Consider the following 16,008-nt stretch of genomic DNA (forward strand, 5'->3'; position numbering starts at 1 on the left):
AATAAAAATGAAGGATAGATTTTGAATCTATCCTCCATTTTTATTTGTATCTTATATATTTTCTATTTTAATTTTTTTCAGATACCTTTGGAACGAATCCGTTTTCTTCCCAATTTTCCTTCATATTGCGGATTTTCTCCTTAATATTATTATCCTTTTGAAGTACAAGATCGTAAAATGCCTTCTGGCTATTGATTTGTTCTTTTCCTCTTCTATCAATTCTTGTATAAATTCCATCACTATTTAAAATTCTAGCTTTTTCCGTGTCAAATAAAGAAACATCTAAAATTTCTTTTATTCTATTCCTTGCCTTATGATCTTCAATTGGAAATAAAAGTTCCACTCTTCGATCTAAGTTTCTAGTCATCCAATCTGCACTAGATAAATAAATGTCTTCCTGACCATCGTTATAAAAATAAAAAATACGACTATGTTCTAAAAATCTTCCTACAATACTCCTAACAGAAATATTTTCACTTATGCCTTGTATTCCTGGTTTAAGGCAACAAATACCACGTACAATTAGATCGATTTGCACTCCCATAGTTGAAGCTTTATATAGGGTTTCAATAATTTCAATATCAACTAATGAATTTAGCTTTACAATAATTCTAGCCTTTTTTCCTTTTTTAGCGTTCTCAGCTTCCTCAAGTATCATATGTAAAAATCTCTCTCTTAACTGTAATGGAGCTAGACTAAATTTATATAATGATGTGGGCTTAGAATTCCCAGAGAGCATATTAAATAGGGCAGATGCATCTGCTCCGAAATAAGGATTTGATGTAAATAAACCTATATCCGTATAAAGCTTTGCCGTAACATCATTGTAATTTCCTGTTCCCATATGAACATAACGTTTTATTCCATCTTCTTCTCGCCTTACCACAAGTAGTATTTTACAATGTGTTTTTAATCCAACTACTCCATAAATCACATGACATCCTGATTGTTCTAATTGCTTTGCCCAAACTATGTTATTTCTTTCATCAAATCTTGCCTTTAACTCTACCAATACTGTAACTTGTTTCCCCATCTCTGAAGCCATTACTAATGCTCCTATAATAGGTGAATTTCCACTTACACGGTATAAGGTATGTTTTATAGCAAGTACATCAGGATCTACGGCCGCTTGTTTAACTAACTCAACAATTGGGTCAAAGGATTCATATGGATGATGTAATAAAATATCTTTCTCTGAAATTGCTTCAAATATATTGTTATACTTAGAAAACTGTTTTGAATACTGTGGTTTTATAGGCTCATATTCTAATTTTTCATAACCCTTAATTCTTCCCATCTTCATTAAAAAAGTTAAATCTATCTGACCATTTATTATATACTCTTGCTCTTTTGAGATTTCAAGCTCCCTCTCAAGAGTTTTAAGAAGTTTCCTATTCATGCCTTTTTCTATTTCAAGCCGTACAGCCGCTCCCCATTTACGTTGCTTTATAGATTCCTCAATTGCTTCAAGTAAATCTTCTGCACCTTCTTCATCTAATGCCATATCTGCATTTCTGGTAATACGATAACAACTTGCGTCTATAATTTCATGTCCACTAAAAAGAGAATCTAAATTCATTTTAATGATATCTTCTAAAAATATAAATGCTAATCCCTCTTCATCTGGAATTTTTACAAGTCTATCAAAAACAGAAGGAACTTTTATTGTTGCAAAAATTTCTTCACCCTTATTATCCTTAAGAAGAACTGCAATATTCAAGCTTTTATTTGATATTAATGGGAAAGGACTGCTTTGGTTAACCACCATTGGTGTAAGTACTGGAAAAATATTTTTCAAGTAATAATTTTCAACATAATTAATCTGTTCTTGACTTAAGTCTCTGAATTTTAAAAATCTAATTTTTTCTTTCTTAAGACCTTTTTTTAAAGAACGATTATAACAATTAAATTGATCATAAACAAGTTTATGTACTAATATTCCTATTTGCTTCATTTGCTGCACAGGTGTTAGCCCTGATGGGTCCTTTTTATCAAATTTAGCTGTAACTTGATCCGACAATGAACCAACTCTTACCATAAAAAACTCATCTAAATTTGAGCTTACAATTGCCGCGAATTTTAACCTTTCGAACAATGGATTTGTTGTATCCTGTGCTTCCTCAAGTACACGTTCATTAAACTGGATCCAGCTTAATTCCCTGCTAATAAAATATTCAGGCAATGAATAAATGGTCATTTCTTCGCACTCCCTCTTTTATATTATTGGTTTTACACCAATTACTTCTTCAAAAAAATCCACATGTTTTAAAAAATTCCATTCTTCTAAAATAATATCACCTTCAGATTTTATATTGAAAAACATACTATCCCTAGTTCCTAACAATTTGATTTCTTTTATCTTTTGCATGTGTGATATATCTAAAGCTTCTGAAAGTTTTAATATTGCAGCTAATGTAGATACAACCATTTTATCTTTATCACTTAAGTATTTATAATTCTTATGATCTACTGTAGGAATATCCTCTGAATGGTACATTGTTGCATTTGCGATAAGCTCAAGTGCTATATCTGAAAACCCAATAATACTCTGCGCTCTTATTATATTATAAGAATGTAAATTATGATCATTTGCGCTTATATAACCACCCACATCATGAAGTATAGCTGCAACCTGTAAATAAAGCCGTTCTCTATCCCCTAACTTATGTAACCTCTTAGTGTGATCAAAAATTTCAAGCGAGAATTTTTCAACAAAAGCCGCATGTTCTTTATCGATTTGATATTTTTCCCCTATATACCAGACAGAACTAATGATATCATTTATTAATTCTTTTCTTCGAGGAATATTTAGTATTTCGTCAGATAAATCATATAGAATTCCTTGCCTTAGTGATAACTTAGGAATTTGAATTCCCTCAGCTTTAGTCATTTTAAGAAAACAATAAAAAATAAGTATAGAAGGTAGAAGAAGTTCTGCTGTTTTATTAGAAAGTCCAAAAGTGGTTTTAATTTGAAAATTATCCATATTACTAATTTCTTTTGTAAGTGCTAATAACGCTTCCTTTTTAATATAATAATCTTTCTTATTAACACCTTTCTTTTTTCTTATAATTCCACAAATTGTATTCAATTCTCCACCTAATCCCCAAAAGTAATGAATTTCAAAATTTTTAATTTGAGATTTTAGTCCATATATCTTACTTTCTATGTACTGCTCCATAGTCTCTGAAAACTCAATTGTCTTTGTTTCTAAATCAGATAAAGCTTCTCTTATTCTGAGAGATCCTATTTTAACATGTTCAGTAAACTTCAATTTACCACCTTCATAAATTGATGTCTCTACTGCACCAGAAGTAATATTTACAATTAAAGATTGTTCTGTTTTTTCAATATTTATCGAATATAAATGGTTTCTAACTGCTTTTAACATGAAAAATTGTTCTTCTGCAATGTTTATTGATTCTATATTTAACCCTGTTCTAAGTCTTATTTGTTCTAAAACATACTGTTTGTTTTCAGCTTCGCGAATACCACTAGTTGCCACTGCTTTGTAAAACTTAATTTTGTAATCCTTCATAAGTCTAACAAACCCTTTTAAATCGTCACAGGTCTCATGTATTGTCTGCACAGAAATTCTCGCTTTAGAAAATGTATCTTTACCTATCTTTGTAGGTTTTACTACATCCTCTAAAATTGTCACTTCACCTTGTGTATTTATCTCTCCAATTGTCATTTTTAAATAGTTAGCACCTACATCAATAGCCGCAATTACTTTCCATGCACTCACGATGCTCATAAAAAATCTCCTTTGTTTATTAAAATTATTACACATATACTCTGATATTACTATGACGCTTGTTTTTATACAATAATCTATATTTTATTTAACCAAACCTTAACTATACTTTAACCATAAAAAAATATTTCTATGTTAAAGTCATATTTATTAACACTTGTAAATATCATAACTATTAACTATTATATACATAAGTGATATAAAAAATCATTATAAAGGGAGAAAACAGAAATGAAAAAAATAGGCATCATTGATATAGGGTCAAATTCAATACGTTTAGTAATTATTCAAATAAACAAAGACAATTCTTTTAGGGTAATAGATGAAATTAAAGAAAGTGTTCGCTTAGGCAAAGATATGACAGTAGATGGAGGCTTAAGTCCTTCTAGAATTAATAGTGCTCTTTATACTTTAGCTTTCTTTAAACGGTTATGTATTATTCAAGATGTAAGTGAACTCTTAGCTGTTGCTACAGAAGCTGTTCGAAGGGCATCTAATCAAATAGAATTTTTGAACCGTGTTAAATCAGAACTTTCTATTGATATTCGTGTTTTAACTGGTATTGAAGAAGCTTATTATGATTATTTTGGAACTATAAATACAATGGATTTTTCCGATGGACTTATAATGGATATCGGTGGTAGTAGCTCTGAATTAGTTTTAGTTAAAAACAGAAAATTAAAAGCTTCTATAAGTTTACCTTTTGGCGCCATAAACCTCACAGAAAAGTTTTCACTTCAAAATGCTATGGATGATAAAAGTGAAGTTGCTATTAAAGGATTTCTAATTTCACTATATAAAGATATTCCTTGGCTAAAAGAGGTTGAAGACATACCTGTAATTGGGATAGGTGGTACTATAAGAAATATTGGTAAACTCCATGAGAGAAAAACTAATTATCCTATAGATAATCTCCATAATTACATAATTCCTACAAATGAGGTAATAAGTATCTTTAATCAGGTCAAAGTCAAAAATTCTTCTCAAAGAAAGAAGCTTAAGGGACTTTCGAAAGAAAGAGCTGATATCTTTGTTGGCGCTACCACAGTTTTAGTTTCCTTAATTGAATACCTTGATTTAAAAGAACTTCATGTTAGTGGAAGTGGACTTCGCGATGGTTTAATATATGAATATATTTTTAAAAATAAGATACCTCTAACTGATGTTCTTGATTTTTCTTTAAAAAACAATTTACTTAACTATGGAATAGATCTTAAACATCCAAGCCATGTATGGGTACTAACTGAAACCTTATACAATAAACTTAAACCTATTATTAACATACCGATAAACCCATATAAAATATTAAAAACAGCAGCTATGCTTCATGATATAGGAATTCTTATAAGCTACTTTGACCATCATAAACATTCCTCTTACATGATTGCAAACTCTAAAATTAATGGACTTACTCATAAAGAACAACTAATGGCAGCATATATAGCTGCACTTCATAGAAAAAATGAATTTAAAATAGATTTAAAGTTATATCAAGATTTAATAACTAATCAAGATCTAAAAATTATAGATAATTTAAGCATATTACTCCGCATTAGTGAAAGTCTAGATAAATGTTTAAATGGCAATATAAAAATGGTTAGTTGTAATATAGAATTAGATAGTGTAACTATTACCGTTGATTCAACAGCAAATCCGATACTAGAAATTAGTTCAGCAATGGACTGCGCATCTTCATTTGAAAAAACATTCCATAAGAAATTAATTATTGTATAAATAATAAAATATTAACATCCACATAAAAAGGCAACTACTTCAAAGTAGATGCCTTTTATATTGAATATTTTATTCACATAATTTCACACGATTGTTTAATACTTTTACCACAAAGTTTGGCTATAATTAATAAGAAGTCTACCATATGGAGATATTTATATTAAATAAACTTTATTAGTTAATCTGTTTTTTGATATAATTATATAAGATATCGGAGGGAGATGTTTATAAAGCTATGAGTTATAAAATATATCTTGTAGAGGACGAAGAAAACTTAAATGATATATTAAAATCCTACCTTGAAAAGGAGGGCCTCCAGGTTACCACCTTTCTAAATGGAGCAGCGGCAAGAAGTAACATAGATAACAAATCTGACTTATGGGTGTTAGATATTATGCTTCCTGACATAGATGGATTTCAGCTGTTAAAAGAAATAAAGGAAAAGGATAAAGATGTTCCTGTTATATTTATATCCGCAAGAGATCAAGATATCGATAGAATTATTGGTCTTGAAATGGGAAGTGATGACTATCTTGCAAAACCCTTTATGCCCAGAGAACTTGTTATAAGAGTACAAAAATTGCTAAAAAGGGTTTATAACAGTGATAAGGATAAAGATGTCATAATTATTGAAGGATATACTGTTGATATGTCAAAGAGGTTAGTAACATTTAATAGTATAGAAATATCTATGACCTCAGGAGAATTTGATTTGTTGATACTTTTACTAAGCAAGAAAGGTGGAGCAGTTACGAGAGAGCAGATAATTGGCGATCTATGGGGAGATAATTATTTTGGAAGTGACAGGGTAGTTGATGATTTAGTCAGGAGACTTAGAAAAAAAATGCCTGAATTAAAGGTAGAAACCATATATGGACACGGATACAGGCTATCTTGTTAGAAAGGACATATTATGAAAAAATTAAAAAATTGGCCTCTGGCCATGCAAATATGGATTATATTCACTTTAGTAATTGTAATTGTATTTACTTTATTATCAGTCTATTTTTCCTTAACTATAAGAACATTCTTCACCAATGAAATTTATAAAACTATTGAAACAGCCCAAGAGACCTTGATTCAAAAGAGTACAGGCAACTATGACCCAGAGCAAGCTGATAATGCTGATACAGTCAATAATGATATTCGTGCTGTAAAACATGTAAGATTAAATTATAATGACGATGAATTAAATCTTACAAAGATACAAAAATTTATACCAAACAATACTGCTGCTAAACTCTTCCTGAATAACTTAAAAAAGCAGGTAAAAAATCAGACTGATACTACTCAAAAATATGTTCAAAGTGCAAGTTCTGGCAGAATACTATATGTAATCAGAGTAAACAGGATAAATAAAAAAGGAAATTTCGTTGTATCTTATATGTGGGATACTTACAGAAATTCTTTGTATGGGAGTTTAATAGGTCGATTATTTTCTGTAATGGTTATTGCTTTAATCATATGCCTTATAGCTGCAAAATATATGGCTCAGAAGCTTGTGCTACCTTTAAGAGAACTACAAAGCAGGGTAAAAAAAATAGGTATGAAACAATGGCATGAAAGTATTAACATAGACAGGAATGATGAAATCGGAGAGCTTTCAAAATCCATTGAGGAGATGAGAAAGGAACTTGTTAAGCAGGATGAATACGAACAGACAATGCTACAGAAGACTTCTCACGATTTAAAGACACCATTAATGGTAATAAGAAGTTATGCCCATGCAGTAGAGGACGGGATTTACCCAAAGGGAGACCTAAAAAGCACCATGAAAGTTATAGATTCTGAAGCTGAAAGAATGCAAAAAAGGGTAAAAGGACTACTTTACTTAACCAAAATCAAGTATATGTCTAAATATAAAAATAAGTTTAAAACAATATGTATTAAGGATTTAGCTGAAGGCATTATTGAAAGTTTTGTTTGTAATGATAAAAATATTAAATTTGAGATTGATATTAAAAGTATTGATATAACTGGTGATGAAGAACAATGGACTGTAGTTTTTGAAAATATAATAGACAATGCATTAAGGTATGCAAAAAGCTTAATTAGGATAAATATTTATGAAGACGATAAACAGCAGTACATTACTATATATAATGATGGAGAAAAAATCCCCGAGGATAAGCTTGAGAATATATTTTGGGCTTTTAATAAGGGAAATGGGGGCAACTTTGGTTTGGGTCTAGATATTGTAAAACGAATATTAAGCATGTACAATGGTTGTATAAAAGCTCAAAATGAAGATATTGGTGTCTCTTTTATAATGATTATCACAAAATAGAGTAGGAGATAAGTTTTTTACTTAAAAACCCTCTCCCTCCTCTATATTTATGTGATGCCTTAAAAGGTTCCTTCCTCTTGTTTCAGGATGACGTGTGAGAAATAAGATAAACCAACTTGCTAATATTGTACCTTTTAAGATACTGCTGAGACTTATGCTCCACCATACACCACTCAGTCCAAGAACCGTTGACAATAAAAGCGCCCCTGGTATTCTCATAGCATTTAATACAATGCCTACTATTGAAGGAGGAACTGTCCTTCCGAGACCGTTAAAGGCTCCTGCCGTTGTCATTTCTATACACATGAAAAGCTGCGAAACTCCAAGTATTCTCAAATATACTATGCCATCCTTAATTACGTTTTTTTCTGAAATAAAAATAGAGAAAATAGGCCCTGGGAAAAATATTAGAAGGCATGATGTCATTGTCCCAAAAGCAGCTATAATACCTATGGCTATAAAATACCCTTTATAAATTCTGTCCCACTTTTTAGCTCCAAAATTTTGCCCTACAAAAGCACTTAACGCGGTTTGAAAACCTCCAGCCGTCATCCATGTTATTGATTCAATTTGTGAGCCAACGCTTTGTACAGCAATTGGCGTTGATCCCCAATGTGATAGTATCCTTGCTATTATCATTGCTATAAAGGTAAATACTCCACTTTGCACTGCAACAGGCAACCCAAACTTAATAATTTTTCTCATATGCTTCCAATCTGGTACTTGTAGAAAATTCACCTCAGAAAAATAATCAGTTTTCTTTGTTATTACAAAAATGAATATTATTGTCACAACAAACTGCGCAAAGATTGTTGAAATAGCGGCTCCAGGGACTCCCATTCTAGGAAATGGTCCAAGACCTAATATCAAAATAGGATCAAGTATTATATTAAGCATAAGCCCCGCTATGTTTATTCTAAAAGGGGTCCTACTGTCTCCATGCCCATTGAATATTGCTGTAAGCACAGGTGGTAAAAAGAAAAATATCATCCCCGACGAGACTATAGCAAGAAAATCCGATGCCATACTTAAAATATCATTGCCCTTAATGTTAAAAAAACCTATAAGCTGTTTTCTAAAGATTATCATTGTAAATCCATACAAAATAGCAAAAAATAAATTCAATTGTACTGAATGTCGTATATAGTTTTTTGTCTCTTTTACATCTTTTCTTCCTACTGATTGTGATACTCCAACTGCTGCTCCTATTTGTGGAATTGTAATAAATGCAAAGGCAAACCAAGTGAAAAAGCTCGCCGTCCCCACTGCAGTAACAGCTCTAGAGCCTAGTGTACCTACCCATATCATATCTGTCATACTGTAAGCTGATTGTATCAGTGATGTTCCCATAATAGGTAACGCTAGAATTATAATTTTTTTAAAAATATTTCCTTTAGTTAAATCATTTTTCATTATGAAGTCCCCCAACTTTTACATTCATTTGATTTATTACCTTCTAGCATATATTACTTCTCAAATAATTTAAAGGTAAATTCCCTAGAGTCTGAACGCAGTACTCTGTTGAAGAGTTCTTCAATTGAAGAAAGTTTTTCCTTCGCATAGTTTAAGTCGTTGAATCTAGGAATATGAATATGCATAAAGGACCTAACTCCCATTAATAATATCTCTGTAATTTCAACTGGATGAATAATATCAAAAATTTCTTCTTTTATACCTTCCTCAATTATTTCGACAAGAATAGGATGAAATTTTTCATAGAATTTTTTATCAAACATTTGATGCATCTTTGCATTTTCATTATCCTCAATGCGAGTTATGAACTGGTCTGATGAATTGCTTGGAATTAAAAGCTTTCTTAATAAAAACTGCATTTTGTTCCCCGCTCCAGTTAAAGAATTTAAGTCTTTTTTTATTCCCCCAGAATATTTTTCTACACTTTCCTCAAGTATTTCACAAAGAACCTCTTCCTTGGATTTAAAGTAATGATAGAAGGTCCCTTTTGCAATATCCAGTTCCACAACAATCGAGTTCACTGATGTCTTATCATATCCTTTATTTAAGAAGAGCTCTGACGCTTTATTCATTATTTCTCTTCTTCTTTCAACCGGGTCCTTAACAATTCTGCCCATTTTTATCTCCTCCTATGTTAAAGGGTTTCGTCCCTTGCGACCTCTTTAGATCCTTGGCAAGTTTCTTTTCTTGCATATTCCCTTTTAACAGCTTCAACTTTGCAGGAATTAGCGCATTCACCACAAAGTATACATTCTGTATTATCCATCTTTTCATTTTTAACCATCATCATTACATTAAGGCTCATAGGACATGCCTTATTACATTGTTTGCATGAAATGCATTTTGACTTATCGCTTATTAATCTAAGTGAAGGAATATTTATTTTGTTCTTAATCTTAGTACCCGCAATATTTAATATTGACATTGGGCAAAAGTAGTGGCAAGATCCCCTTTTACCAAGGATAAATGGTAATATTAAAAGCCCTGTTACTATTACATAGTATCCTATAAGTTTTATTACACTATCAACTGAAACAAATGTTTCTGTCAGATAAAAGAAGTCTACTTTGCCGAACCCCTTAAATGTTATAAGTAATCCTATAATTGTAGTTACCCACGCCAATCCAATTACAAGTTTAACTTTTCTTAGCCATTTTACTTCTTTAAGTGGTTTTTGTAAAACAATATCAGCAAGCATTTGAAGTCCACCATATGGACAGACATAGGCACAAAAGGCTCTTCCAAATAATAATGATGTTATAAACATAAAAGTCCAGATAAAAAATGCTCCAGCAGCAATTCTATTTACTATCCCATCGATAATTAAATATGGCGAAAAATAGTTAAATGTTATCGGTAGTAGCAAAAGCATTAAAAACAAAGATACTTTTCTTATTCTTTTCAAGATTATTCTCCCCCTCATAAAATTTTACTTTTATTTTCATAAATTAATTATACATCATTGACCGACCGGCGGTCAATATAATTATTATTTAAAATTGTTAAATAATACAATTCGAAAAAACCCAGTATAATTGAAAATTATACTGGGTTTTTAACTTAGAAGTTATTATAAATTTTTTCTAATATATTTTTAAAAACTTCCTTCTCATTATCACTTATACCTTTATATTCAATATCATAAAGTTTCTGTGAAATTGCTTTAAAACTGGGCTCTAACTCCTTTCCTTTTTCAGTTAGAAAGATAATTGTTGACCTGTTATCATTAACATCTTTCCTCGATGATACATACCCTAATCTAGTTAACTTGTTTACTAAAGTTGTAACAGTAGATCTATCCCTATGAATACTATTTGCAATATCAGTCATAGTACATTCACCATACTTAAATAAAGTTGCTAAAATATCTCCATGAGATGGTGCTATGTCTTTAAACCCTATCTGTTCTAACTCTTTTAAAATAAACTCATTTGCTCTTTCTCGTATTCTTCCTATTAGGTAAATCGTTTTATCTGTTTTCATATTTTAATTATATTTGGATATCAAAGTATTGTCAATTTTAAATTTATCTATGCTTTCATTCATGGAGATTGAAGTCTTGTTTAATTGTTCTGAAAGATTAGATAGCTCAAATATCGAGACAGATTGTTCCTGGGTTAAAGCTGATACTTCCTCTGCTGAAGCAGCCATCTCTTCAGAAGTTGAAGCAATTGACTTTACATTGATTAAAATATTATCTTTCATCGCCATTGTTTGATCAAGGGTACTCGCCACTTCATTTATTTGAGGAATTACAACGTTAATTTGTTCTACAATCCTATTAAATACTGTTACGGTACCTTGAATCGTCGAAGATTGTATTTCTACCTTTGTTATCGCCTCTGTGGTGGTATCTGCAACAATGCTTGTACTATCTGAAATATCATTAATAAGCTCTGAGATACTATGTGACGCTTGAAGGGTTTGATCTGCAAGTTTTCTTACTTCATTTGCAACAACAATAAATCCACCTCCTGCATCTCCTGCTCTAGCAGCTTCAATCGAGGCATTAAGTGAAAGTAAATTTGTCTGTTTTGCTACACTGTTAATTGTTTCTGTTATTAAGTGTATTTGCCCCACTGAACTTGAAAGATTCTCTATTTTGTTTTTAACAGATTCAAAGCAACTCTGGACCTCTTTCATAGTTAAAAGAAGTTCGTTTATTTTAATATTTCCCTTATCAGCCACATCTTTTATCTGGATGCTGTTTCCTTCTATTCCCTGGATTCTTAAATTTATATTATCCAAGTTTTTAGAAAATATATTTACTGTGTTTACTGTATCCGATAAACTGCTAGCTTGCTCCGTAGTGCTTCCTGCTACCTCATCCATTGATAAAGAGATTTCATCACTTGCTCCAGTTATATTATTTGTAGAATGGGTGACCTCATGTGAATATTTATCAATTGTATTAGCTGTTGATTTTATATCTGCAATCATATTTTTCAAAACAAAATTTGTCTTATTAAGATCATTTGCCAATGTAAGAAGTTCATCTTTAGATTTTACTGAAACAGACTTTGTAAAATCACCTTCTGCCATGCTATGCAGATGACTTCTAATACTTTTCAAAGGATTTGTTATATTCTTTGAAATTATTACAGCAATTACTATTGAAAGCGCAAGGAGGACACAACCAATCGCAAGTATTTTTATAAGTTCCGTCCTCTGACGGATAATCATCATTTCAGTATTCATGCTGACAACTACATATCCTGGTACATCTATCTTAGCAGTTGCAGAGGTCACACCGTCAACCCCCTTAACCATTGTTATATTGTACAATGGTACCATGGATATATATTCTTTTTTACCATTAAGTTCAATTGTGAAACTCACATTTTTATTTGTTTTAATTGCAGCTTCTGTCTCTGGAGTCTTAAGCTGTGTACCAATTTTGCTTTTATCAGTATTAGTTATGTAATTCAGGTTTTTATCCAACACTCCTAAATATCCCGCTGTACTATATTGCGTACTTAGTAAACTAGTTATCTTGCTTTGTAGTTTTTCTGTCTGTTTTATTCCTATTGGAGAAATTATTTTCTCGATGTGTTCCGCATAAGCATAACTTTTATCAAGTGCCTCTTCCTTTAGTCGTCCATATGAACTATATATTTGGAACGCTAAAAAGGATGTTATGTTTATTAATGTCAAAAGCATAAAACCAGCTATCATCTTTTTCTTAACTGAATCCAGTTTAAATGTCTTTTGTATGTTTGGATTAAGATTTCCCCTTGTCTTTAACATTTCATCCTCCTGATTTGTACTCTAAGTGTTATTTTGTGTACAAACTTTATGTCTTCTAATTAATTCTAAAATGGTAATTACTCAAATTCTACCTATTATGTAAATTGTTTTATCTATTTTCATATTTCATATTATACTTTGATGTCAAATCATTGTCAACAGTTAACAATTTCTAATTAAAAAACTATTAAGAACGAATGTACAAATTAAGAATATACATATTCCATGAGGATAAATCACTTAGATAATGTGGAATATAAGGGAATGTTAAAAACAATTATGGGGGAGGTAATAATGACGAAAATAATAGCATCTTATATTTTAGGTTTCTTTGGAGCAGGCGTCATTATTGTAAGTACATTTGCATTTGTAGTTGTGGTTAAGAGTATTCAGATAATGAAGGCAGAGGAAAAAGAAAAAAACGAAAAATTATTAAGGATAGAAAGGTTAAAAAAATTAGGTTTTAAAAAATAAATATTAAAAAACCACATTCCTATACTCAATAGGAATGTGGTTTTTAAATAATTCTATTATTAATTATAATGAAATAACACCAAATTGAATTAAACCTAGCAATGCTACTCCAACAATTATTCTATAAATAGCAAAAACTTTCATAGGTTTTTTCTTTAAATAAGAAACAAATTTTTCAACCACGATTAATGCAACTAAAAACGCCACTACAAATCCGATAACCAAAGTAATAATCTCACCCATGTTATAATTCATTCCACTTTTATATAAAGTTAGTGCTGTAGCTCCAACCATAGTTGGTATTGCTAAAAAGAATGAAAACTCGGTTGCGGCAACTGTTGAAACGCCACAAATCCAACCTCCCATTATAGTCGATGCCGATCTAGACATACCTGGCCATAGTGCAAAACATTGAAAACAACCTATTTTAAGAGATTGTTTAATACTTATTTGCTCAATATTTTTTGTTGTATACTTATCTCTAAATTTATTTTCTATGATAATCATTAGAATTCCACCAACTACTAAAGCCAAAGCTACAGTAAATGGGTTGAAAAGATATTTATCTATTTTATCATTAAAAAGAAATCCTAATACTGCTGCTGGTAAAAATGCAACTATAATATTAGTCCAAAATTTAAGCCCTGATGGTTTTGCCTTAAAAAAATCCACGACTGAATTCCATATTTTATCCCAATATAAAACTATAATTGCAAGAATAGCTCCTAATTGAATGACTACCTCAAAACTAGTTGCAAATGCACCTTTAAAATTTATAACATTTCCAACAATTATCATATGTCCTGTTGAAGAAATAGGAATAAATTCTGTTATCCCTTCTACTATAGCTATTATTATAGCTTTTAACACCAATATAATGTTCATGTAACTACACCTCTACTTTAATTTATTATATAATGAATTTGATTGATCCAAACTATATCAACTGGTAACTTAAAAAAGTAACGAACCTTTGAATGTATCCTTCTTGTAACATAATAAAGAGTATTTTCGAACATAACATTCCAATTATAAATCCTGCTAGAACATCCGTTGGATAATGAACATATAAGTATAATCTTGATAAAGCTATAAAAAATGCTATTGCCATAAATACCAATCTATATTGTGAAAAATACAAAGACAGCATTTCTGCAGCAGCAAAGGATGATAAGGTATGCCCTGAAGGAAAAGAATAAGAGTTTGGCTTTAAACTAAACAGACTAATATTCTCCTGCTTATTGCATGGCCGAACCCGTCTTACTATGTGTTTTATTATTCCTTCCCCAACAATCGTGCTTATAAATAATGTTAAAAGTACTGAATATCCAATTAATCTATATGGTTTATCTAATATTAAACCAATAGCTAGTACAATCCAAATAATCCCTAAATTTGCCGTCAATGTTACTATAGGCATTATAATATCTAAATACCTATTATGTACATACTTTTCAATAACAAATAGAATATAATTATCAAGTTTATCTATTCTCTCTCCAATATTAAAGTACACCTTTCCACCTCTCTCTCTTATATACTAGCCTTGGTATTATAGTTTAGCAAGTTATTATTTAACTGCATAAAAATGCATGCTTTATCTTCTGATGGCCTTATTAAGTTAAACACATGTTTCAGTATTTCCATCTTTTTTCATCTTTTCTTTTATAAATAATATAACTACTGGTAGTAATGAAATAAATATTATAGCTATTAGCATATAAGAAAAATGATTTTTTATAAAAGTAAGATTACCAAAGAAGTAACCTCCACCTAAAAATAAACTTACCCATAATCCTCCACCAATCATATTGTAAGGAATAAATTTTGAGTAATTCATTTCTCCGATACCCGCTACAAAAGGTACAAAGGTTCTAATTATCGGGATAAATCTTCCTATAACTATTGCCATTGAGCCATATTTTTCATAAAACTTCTGAGCTTTTATTAAATGCTCTTTTTTAATATACCTTACTTCTTCTTTCTCTAATATCTTTTTCCCAATCTTTTTACCAATATGATAATTAGCGGTATCTCCAAGTACTGCTGCAAGATACACTACAACTAAAAGAGTAAATATATTCATTGATCCAATTCCTGCTAGTGCTCCTGCTGCAAACAGCATTGAGTCGCCAGGCAAAAATGGCATAACAACCAATCCTGTTTCAATAAATATGATTAAAAACAGAATAACATAGGTTAATATTCCATACTGCTGTATTAGTAAAGCTAAATACTTATCAATATGCATTATTCCATTTATAAAGTTGATTAAGATATCCATGTTTTTTCCCCTTTCGTTATAGATTGCTTATTTATATAAGCCAACATTTCATATTATATATTTAAAAGATTAAAAACAGATTAAAAAAGACTTAAATTCAACTTAAACTATATGATATCTTATAATAAAAAATTGCCTAAATAACAAATGAAACTAAAATCTAAATGTTTAATAATATAATTATAGCTATTTTAAAGAATTTTTATATTTTATTTTAAGTATATTAACTATAAGTTTAATTATATTAATAAT

At 30.5% G+C, this 16,008-nt stretch carries 14 protein-coding genes; 4 read left to right on the forward strand and 10 right to left on the reverse strand.

Annotated elements, in window-relative coordinates; all coding sequences use genetic code 11:
• Positions 1-67: 67 nt before the first annotated feature.
• Positions 68-2,197, reverse strand: a complete 2,130-nt coding sequence (locus VIM70_RS13920; RefSeq protein WP_331946368.1) for an RNA degradosome polyphosphate kinase — start codon at positions 2,195-2,197, stop codon at positions 68-70.
• An 18-nt stretch (positions 2,198-2,215) separates the two neighbouring features.
• Entirely contained in the window at positions 2,216-3,757 is a 1,542-nt protein-coding gene (locus VIM70_RS13925) for an HD domain-containing protein (RefSeq protein WP_331946369.1), read from the reverse strand.
• Positions 3,758-3,988: 231 nt separating this feature from the next.
• On the opposite strand from VIM70_RS13925, the gene VIM70_RS13930 reads away from it, so the two are divergent.
• From VIM70_RS13930 to VIM70_RS13940, 3 genes are all read left to right on the forward strand, one after another.
• Positions 3,989-5,491, forward strand: coding sequence for a Ppx/GppA phosphatase family protein (locus VIM70_RS13930; RefSeq protein ID WP_331946370.1), 1,503 nt, complete (start codon positions 3,989-3,991; stop codon positions 5,489-5,491).
• A 235-nt stretch (positions 5,492-5,726) separates the two neighbouring features.
• Positions 5,727-6,392, forward strand: a complete 666-nt coding sequence (locus VIM70_RS13935; protein ID WP_331946371.1) for a response regulator transcription factor — start codon at positions 5,727-5,729, stop codon at positions 6,390-6,392.
• A 12-nt stretch (positions 6,393-6,404) separates the two neighbouring features.
• Complete coding sequence (locus VIM70_RS13940; protein WP_331946372.1) at positions 6,405-7,778, forward strand: HAMP domain-containing sensor histidine kinase; 1,374 nt, start codon at positions 6,405-6,407, stop codon at positions 7,776-7,778.
• Between the two features lie 21 nt (positions 7,779-7,799).
• On the opposite strand, the gene VIM70_RS13945 is transcribed toward VIM70_RS13940, so the two are convergent.
• From VIM70_RS13945 to VIM70_RS13965, 5 genes are all read right to left on the reverse strand, one after another.
• Positions 7,800-9,191 (reverse strand): MATE family efflux transporter, encoded by a 1,392-nt coding sequence (locus VIM70_RS13945; RefSeq protein ID WP_331946373.1) that lies wholly within the window; start codon positions 9,189-9,191, stop codon positions 7,800-7,802.
• Between the two features lie 53 nt (positions 9,192-9,244).
• Positions 9,245-9,868: a TetR/AcrR family transcriptional regulator gene (locus VIM70_RS13950; RefSeq protein ID WP_331946374.1), complete on the reverse strand. Its 624-nt coding sequence runs from the start codon at positions 9,866-9,868 to the stop codon at positions 9,245-9,247.
• 17 nt (positions 9,869-9,885) lie between these two features.
• Complete coding sequence (locus VIM70_RS13955) at positions 9,886-10,656, reverse strand: 4Fe-4S binding protein (RefSeq protein ID WP_331946375.1); 771 nt, start codon at positions 10,654-10,656, stop codon at positions 9,886-9,888.
• A gap of 155 nt (positions 10,657-10,811) precedes the next feature.
• Entirely contained in the window at positions 10,812-11,234 is a 423-nt protein-coding gene (locus VIM70_RS13960) for a MarR family transcriptional regulator (protein WP_331946376.1), read from the reverse strand.
• Positions 11,235-11,237: 3 nt separating this feature from the next.
• A complete protein-coding gene (locus VIM70_RS13965) occupies positions 11,238-12,998 on the reverse strand; it encodes a methyl-accepting chemotaxis protein (protein ID WP_331946377.1) in 1,761 nt (586 codons plus the stop codon).
• A gap of 294 nt (positions 12,999-13,292) precedes the next feature.
• Here VIM70_RS13965 and VIM70_RS13970 point away from each other — a divergent pair, with 294 nt between their 5' ends.
• Entirely contained in the window at positions 13,293-13,472 is a 180-nt protein-coding gene (locus tag VIM70_RS13970) for a hypothetical protein (protein ID WP_331946378.1), read from the forward strand.
• Positions 13,473-13,535: 63 nt separating this feature from the next.
• Here the strand turns inward: VIM70_RS13970 and VIM70_RS13975 are convergent, their stop codons facing one another.
• From VIM70_RS13975 to VIM70_RS13985, 3 genes are all read right to left on the reverse strand, one after another.
• Entirely contained in the window at positions 13,536-14,357 is an 822-nt protein-coding gene (locus VIM70_RS13975; protein ID WP_331946379.1) for an undecaprenyl-diphosphate phosphatase, read from the reverse strand.
• 52 nt (positions 14,358-14,409) lie between these two features.
• Complete coding sequence (locus VIM70_RS13980; protein WP_331946380.1) at positions 14,410-14,988, reverse strand: phosphatase PAP2 family protein; 579 nt, start codon at positions 14,986-14,988, stop codon at positions 14,410-14,412.
• A 105-nt stretch (positions 14,989-15,093) separates the two neighbouring features.
• Positions 15,094-15,756: a VTT domain-containing protein gene (locus tag VIM70_RS13985; RefSeq protein WP_331946381.1), complete on the reverse strand. Its 663-nt coding sequence runs from the start codon at positions 15,754-15,756 to the stop codon at positions 15,094-15,096.
• Positions 15,757-16,008 lie beyond the last annotated feature (252 nt).

The sequence above is a fragment of the Clostridium sp. genome (genome assembly GCF_036569345.1).
Taxonomy (GTDB): domain Bacteria; phylum Bacillota; class Clostridia; order Clostridiales; family Clostridiaceae; genus Clostridium_AD.

Bases quoted from the DNA above. Each gene is read 5' to 3' on its own strand.
- VIM70_RS13920 (WP_331946368.1), bottom strand. From the start codon at position 2,197: ATGACCATTTATTCATTGCCTGAATATTTTATTAGCAGGGAATTAAGC.
- VIM70_RS13925 (WP_331946369.1), bottom strand. From the start codon at position 3,757: ATGAGCATCGTGAGTGCATGGAAAGTAATTGCGGCTATTGATGTAGGT.
- VIM70_RS13930 (WP_331946370.1), top strand. From the start codon at position 3,989: ATGAAAAAAATAGGCATCATTGATATAGGGTCAAATTCAATACGTTTA.
- VIM70_RS13935 (WP_331946371.1), top strand. From the start codon at position 5,727: ATGAGTTATAAAATATATCTTGTAGAGGACGAAGAAAACTTAAATGAT.
- VIM70_RS13940 (WP_331946372.1), top strand. From the start codon at position 6,405: ATGAAAAAATTAAAAAATTGGCCTCTGGCCATGCAAATATGGATTATA.
- VIM70_RS13945 (WP_331946373.1), bottom strand. From the start codon at position 9,191: ATGAAAAATGATTTAACTAAAGGAAATATTTTTAAAAAAATTATAATT.
- VIM70_RS13950 (WP_331946374.1), bottom strand. From the start codon at position 9,868: ATGGGCAGAATTGTTAAGGACCCGGTTGAAAGAAGAAGAGAAATAATG.
- VIM70_RS13960 (WP_331946376.1), bottom strand. From the start codon at position 11,234: ATGAAAACAGATAAAACGATTTACCTAATAGGAAGAATACGAGAAAGA.
- VIM70_RS13965 (WP_331946377.1), bottom strand. From the start codon at position 12,998: ATGTTAAAGACAAGGGGAAATCTTAATCCAAACATACAAAAGACATTT.
- VIM70_RS13970 (WP_331946378.1), top strand. From the start codon at position 13,293: ATGACGAAAATAATAGCATCTTATATTTTAGGTTTCTTTGGAGCAGGC.
- VIM70_RS13975 (WP_331946379.1), bottom strand. From the start codon at position 14,357: ATGAACATTATATTGGTGTTAAAAGCTATAATAATAGCTATAGTAGAA.
- VIM70_RS13985 (WP_331946381.1), bottom strand. From the start codon at position 15,756: ATGGATATCTTAATCAACTTTATAAATGGAATAATGCATATTGATAAG.